5 protein-coding genes are annotated in these 6,000 nt (G+C 27.9%); 3 read left to right on the forward strand and 2 right to left on the reverse strand.

The window, feature by feature from the left end; translation table 11 throughout:
* The first annotated feature begins 138 nt into the window (after positions 1-138).
* Both B3R94_RS04475 and B3R94_RS04480 read left to right on the forward strand, forming a co-directional pair.
* Complete coding sequence (locus B3R94_RS04475) at positions 139-894, forward strand: glycerophosphodiester phosphodiesterase (protein ID WP_291098938.1); 756 nt, start codon at positions 139-141, stop codon at positions 892-894.
* Between the two features lie 33 nt (positions 895-927).
* Complete coding sequence (locus B3R94_RS04480) at positions 928-1,410, forward strand: N-acetyltransferase (protein WP_291098941.1); 483 nt, start codon at positions 928-930, stop codon at positions 1,408-1,410.
* Between the two features lie 41 nt (positions 1,411-1,451).
* Here the strand turns inward: B3R94_RS04480 and mtgA are convergent, their stop codons facing one another.
* Positions 1,452-2,123: a monofunctional biosynthetic peptidoglycan transglycosylase gene (mtgA, locus tag B3R94_RS04485; protein ID WP_291049037.1), complete on the reverse strand. Its 672-nt coding sequence runs from the start codon at positions 2,121-2,123 to the stop codon at positions 1,452-1,454.
* Between the two features lie 62 nt (positions 2,124-2,185).
* Positions 2,186-4,498 (reverse strand): outer membrane beta-barrel family protein, encoded by a 2,313-nt coding sequence (locus tag B3R94_RS04490; protein WP_291098944.1) that lies wholly within the window; start codon positions 4,496-4,498, stop codon positions 2,186-2,188.
* A 229-nt stretch (positions 4,499-4,727) separates the two neighbouring features.
* Here B3R94_RS04490 and B3R94_RS04495 point away from each other — a divergent pair.
* A partial coding sequence (locus tag B3R94_RS04495) for a hypothetical protein (RefSeq protein ID WP_291098947.1) occupies positions 4,728-6,000 on the forward strand: 1,273 nt, incomplete at its 3' end.

Genomic DNA, 6,000 nt, shown 5'->3' on the forward strand with positions numbered 1-6,000 from the left:
TTCGGCGCAATCGCAATTTTATTCCAGTCAAAATTTACTGCTTTTCGACAGATTCTTTTATAAATTCAACTTCTTAATCTTTAGGTAACGTCAAAATCCTTTAAACAAAATAATTTTACTTCGAAAAAACAATTCATCATGAAAAAATTTATATTTACTGCCTTAACAACTTTTATGCTTACGAATATGGCAAATGCTCAAAAAATTATTGCTCATCGCGGTTATTGGGACACCGAGAATAATGCAAAAAATTCGATCAAATCTTTAAAATCTGCACAAGAAATTGGTGCTTATGGTTCTGAATTTGACGTATTAATTAGCGCTGATGATGTTTTGATGGTAAATCATGATGATAATTTTCAAGGTCATGCAATCGAAATGACTAATTCTTCTCTTTTAAAAACGTTGAAATTGGCTAACAACGAAAACATGCCAACTTTAGAAGAATATTTTGAACAAGGAAAAAAGAATAAGAAAGTTAAATTAATTTTCGAATTAAAACCTCACTCATCAAAAGAAAATGAAGATCGTGCAGTAAGAAAAGCAATTGAAATCATCAAAAAACATAAAGTAGAAAAACAAGTTGAAATCATTTCATTTAGTCAAAATATTTGTGATGAATTCAAGAAATTAGCACCTAAATTTCACATTTCTTATTTAGCTGGAGATTTGTCTCCTCAAGAAGTAAAAGCGAAAAATTGGAATGGAATTGATTATCATTATAGCGTTTTTCAGAAAAATCCTACTTGGTTGAAAGAAGCGAAAGATTTGGGCTTATTGGTTAATGTTTGGACAGTTAACGACCCAAAAGTGATGCAAGAAATGATTGATATGAAAGCTGATTATATTACAACTGATAAACCTTTGATTTTAAAAGAAATTTTGACTAAATAAATTAGTATATTTAGCGGAATAAGAAATCATTTTATGTCTCAACTTAACTCATTCGAAATCTATTCCTTTACAACATTAAACCAAATTCATAAAGATTATATTTTTAAAATTTGGAACAATGAATATCCTATTAATCTAGCTTTTGAGAGTTTACAGGATACCGAAAATTATCTGAATGGTTTGATTGATGCGAAACATTTTTTTGCTGTTGATGAAAACAATCAAATGCATGCTTGGGCGGTGATTTTCGAAAGAGATTATGAAAAATGGTTTGCAATAATTGTGGATAGCGAGTTGCATCAAATTGGTTTGGGACGTAAAATTCTTAATCGATTAAAAACATTTTCGACAGAACTAAATGGTTGGGTAATCGACCATGAAAAAGATACAAAAGCGAATGGAGAGCCTTATTGTTCTCCGTTGGCTTTTTACATGAAAAATGATTTCAATTTACTTCCTGAAATTCGTTTGGAATTAGAGAAAATTTCTGCGGTTAAAATTAATTGGAGAGAGTAATAAAACAAAAAAGAGAAGCTTATTAACTTCTCTTTTCTATTTTATTCTCCTAAAACCTTTTCCAAATCAGTGCTTCCTTGTATATTTCGCATTTGTCGCTCTATATGACTAGCGCGTCTACTGATAAAAGACGAAGGCGGATTCACATTATATTTTCGTGGCAATGGCAAAGCTGCTGCAATTCGAGCCGCTTCATTTTTGGTTAAATCTTTAGCTGGTTTATTAAAATAATATTCTGAAGCTGCTTCAACTCCAAAAACACCAATTCCCATTTCTGAAGTGTTCAAATACATTTCTAAAATACGTTGTTTGCCCCAAATTTTTTCGATCATAAACGTAAAATAAACTTCCAATCCTTTTCTCAACCAAGAACGACCTTGCCACAAAAACACATTTTTCGCTACTTGTTGAGAAATCGTAGAACCTCCACGAAGTTTTTTCCCTTCTTTATTTTTTTCGATCGCTTCTTGTATTCCATCCATATCAAATCCATTGTGTACAGGAAACTTTTGATCTTCGGAACCAATTACAGCCAATTTTATATTTCGTCCCATTTCTTCATAGGAAATATAATCGCGCTTAAATTTTCCTTGTTCAAAACCTTGCTGAACTTGCGTAATCGTGAACGGCGGATTAATCCACTTTAACACAACAATGTATACAAGATGAGCTACAAAAAGATAAATTACAACCTTACGAATAAATTTAAACATTTTATTTCTTTAAATTATGAAAGCAAAGTTATACGATTTATTGAATTTTGAAAATAAAACTACTACCTAATTCTATCTTCTTCTTCATTTACTTTATTCTCTTTCGAGATGGTTTTATTTAATCGGCCAAAATTATATTTAACACTAACTGATAGTTCTTGATAATCGACTAAAAATAGATTTTTAGAACTTATTTTATCATAATTCAGTGTTTCGCTAAATTTCATTTGTTTGAATAAATCATTGAAACGAATAGAAAAATCAAAGTTTTTGTATGATTTTGTCAATCCAAGATTAACGATAACTTGAGAATTTCGATCATAAATTCCTTCAGTTCGTTTGCTTAACCAATATCCATCAACCATAAAGTTGAAATCTTTTCCCAATTTGAAATTGTGATTAGAGTATAAATAGATATACGGAATCGATTTTTTTAACACAGCTTTTTCATCAATTATTTTACTATGAATCATAGCTAAACTAATTTGTGTTGACCAAAATTTATATTCGAATGGAACATCCAAAGCAACAGAAATGTTTTTTTCTTTTTCGAAATTAATCGTTGTAAATGTTGAAATATTTCTCACATCATTATAAATTAATGTATAATTCATCGGATTTTTACTTTGATAATACGTCACATTCATGTTCCATTTTTTTAATGAATAATTCGCTGAAAATGTGTCGGTGTAAGTAGGTAAAATATTAAAATTTCCACTGTATTCGATATAAGGACTTCCGTACAAATTCCCAGAAGAAAGATTGCTGTAATTCGGTCTATCAATTGTACGTTTATAGTAAATTGTTAACGCATTTTTATTATCAAAAGTGTAATTAATTTCTGCATTCGGAAACCAATCGATGTATTTTTTATCAATATCCGAAAGTTGTTTTATTTCATCAAAACCTTTAGAATTAGTCGTTTCTGTTCTTAATCCAGCTTTATAATTCCATTTTTCATAATTTTTAGTGTATTGCAAATAGGCGGAAAGATTCAGTTCTTTGAAATTATAAAGAAATTCTTCTGATGATTGTTGAGGAAAAAATGTTTCATTATTCGTCTCAGATTTTGCATGCGTAAAACGTCCTCCAAATTCAATTTTTTGATCAGATTCAAACTTTTTCTCTACATCAAATTTTCCTGCAAAAACCTTAAGACGATATTTTTGATAGCGCGATTGATTGTATTTGATATTATTCTCATTAATCTTATTGTAAAAATAATATATTGTTCCTGTGTTATAAATCGTGTATTGTAAACCTGTTAAAATACTTGCATCGATTGACGTAATATTTTTATTGTAATTCACCAAAGTATTCACAAAATTTCGATGATTTTCATTATCATTTAACGTTAAAATAGATTGATTTTCATTGTTTTCGGTATATTCTGTTTTGGTATCAAGCAAACCTTTATCTTTTCTAAAATTTGAATTAATAGCAAACGAAAAATAATCTCCAGATTCATTTAATTCCTGAAAAAAGCTTGTGTTTACAATAAAATGTGGACGTTTAGTTTGCGATTTTATGAAATAATTGGACTGAATATTTTTGTCTTTTATGCGATAATCGAATCCATTTCCTTCCCACGGATTTAGTTGATTATAAGATGCGTTCAGTTTAAATTCGCTTTTATTTTTACGAATTTGAAAAGTCGAATTGAAATAATTATTAAACTTTCTTTTGAAAGATAATGTTTCTTGCAAAGTCAATTTTAAACCTTCTTTTTTACTTTTCTTTAGATTAATTTTTACGATAGATTTTCCATTTGCTTCATATTTAGCAGAAGGGTTTTTGATAATTTCAATCGATTTTATGTCCTCAATTGCTAAACTCGAAATGGTAGAAAAATCAACTTGTTGATCGTCCAAATACAACAAAGGGTTTCCTTTTCCAATAATTGTCAATGTTTCTTGATCTGCGCCTAACATGACGCTTGGTAATTTTGAAAATAATTCTTTAGTTGTAGCAAGTTTATTAAAATTTGAATTGGCGACATCAATATTATAATTGCCATTTTCTATTTTGAAAGTTTCTTTTTTTCCATTGATTATAACTTCATCAATTTGTACAGTTTCATCAATGTTTAAGTGAAATGTTTTATTTTCGTTCAAATAAAAAGGTTCTTCATCTTGAATATTATTGTCATAAATAACAGAAATTAAATAGATTTTAGGTTCTAAATTTTCAAAGTTAAATTTAGAATTTTCAGTTTCAATTGTTTGAATAACATTTTGAAATTCATCGTATAAAATAACTTTTGCGTGAATTGTTTTTGACTCTTTTTCTGATGAAATATATCCTGTAATCGAATATTTTTCTTGTGCAAAAGCAAAAGAGCTAATCAAAATGAGAATTAATTGTAGAAACTTCATAATAAAATTGTGTTGATTATTGTTTTACTTACATTTAGAGGAAGTAAAATTTTTGTTTGAACAATTTTAATTTATATTTTTAAATGTTTTTTATCAACTTGGTGTCAAATGATAATTGTTTACAATGTTATTTAAATTAAAGAAATATAATATGTTACGTTTTATAATTTCGGGAAATAGGCTTCTTAAATTTATTATAGTTATTCTATTCATATTCAGTTCAGTAAATATGTTTGGAAAAACACAAAAAGATAAAGCTGAATTTTTACGTCAAAAAAATAATGATTTGGTTGAAGAAAATCTTCGAATTATTGATTCTACGATTTCAACAGCTTATCGGTTGAATGATAAAGTTGTGTTGAGTGAAGCTTATATCGAAAAAGGAAATTATTTTTTGGAGCAACGTAATTACAATAATGCTTTGAAAAATTTCACCATTTCGAAACAACTATCAACTGAAATAAAAGATGATTTTACATTTTATTCTTCGCTTGTAGGAATTGCGAAAACAAAAGAAAACTTACATGAAATAAAGGAATCTATAGAATTGTATGAAGCTTCTTTACCATATTTCGAGAAATATAAACATCAGTCAAAATCGTTTAGTATTTACCTTTCCATTCTTGGGAAATTGTCTTATTTATATAGCAAAACAAATCATCTGAACAAAAGTGATTATTACAACAAAATTGAATTATCTGAAACGGTTGATACGGTAAATTATCAATATGCTTTGAAGAATAAAGGAATTATTGATTTCTACAAAAAAGATTATAATTCGGCATTTAATACATTGAAAAAAGCACAACAAGCTTTCTGGAAGCAAAATGATATCAAATGGTATGTGATTTCGGAGCAATTTTTAGGTGAAATTTTATATCAACAAAAGCGAAATAGAGAAGCAATCCAATATTTTGAAAATGTTGTGGAATTCTCAAAACAATATAAAATTCTTGATGAAGAACTGCGACTTTCTTATGAACGAGTAGTTGAATACAACGAGAAATATGGAAATAGTCGAGATAAATTATTATCTGTAAATAATTTATTGTCTTTTGATAGTTTATTTTATGTGGCTGATCATACTGTTTTGAAACCAAATCTCGAGAAATATGAAAATACATTCCTGAAAACTGAACGAAATTTATTGAAAGAAAAGAATCAAAACTTCAAAAGATCTTCATTTTTTGGTTTAGTAGTAATTCTAATTTTTGGTGGAATTGTTTTTTATAAAATGAATCAAAAACATCAAAAAAAGAAGAATTATTTACAAAAATGTCTTGATGAAATAACAATACTTGAGTTAGATATTAAGGAAGAAAATCAATTAGAAAAAACAAAATTCGAAGTTGAAATTGATGAAGATTTCGAACAAAGTTTGCAATTATTTGAAGAACAAAAGTTATTTCTAAATCCAAAATTTTCGTTGAATGATTTGGTTCTAGAATTGAACGCCAATCGAACAATTGTGTCGAATTATAGGATCAGGGACAAAAGTTGGG

Origin of the sequence: Empedobacter sp. UBA7611 (genome assembly GCF_002484365.1) — a bacterium.
GTDB lineage: Bacteria > Bacteroidota > Bacteroidia > Flavobacteriales > Weeksellaceae > Empedobacter > Empedobacter falsenii_B.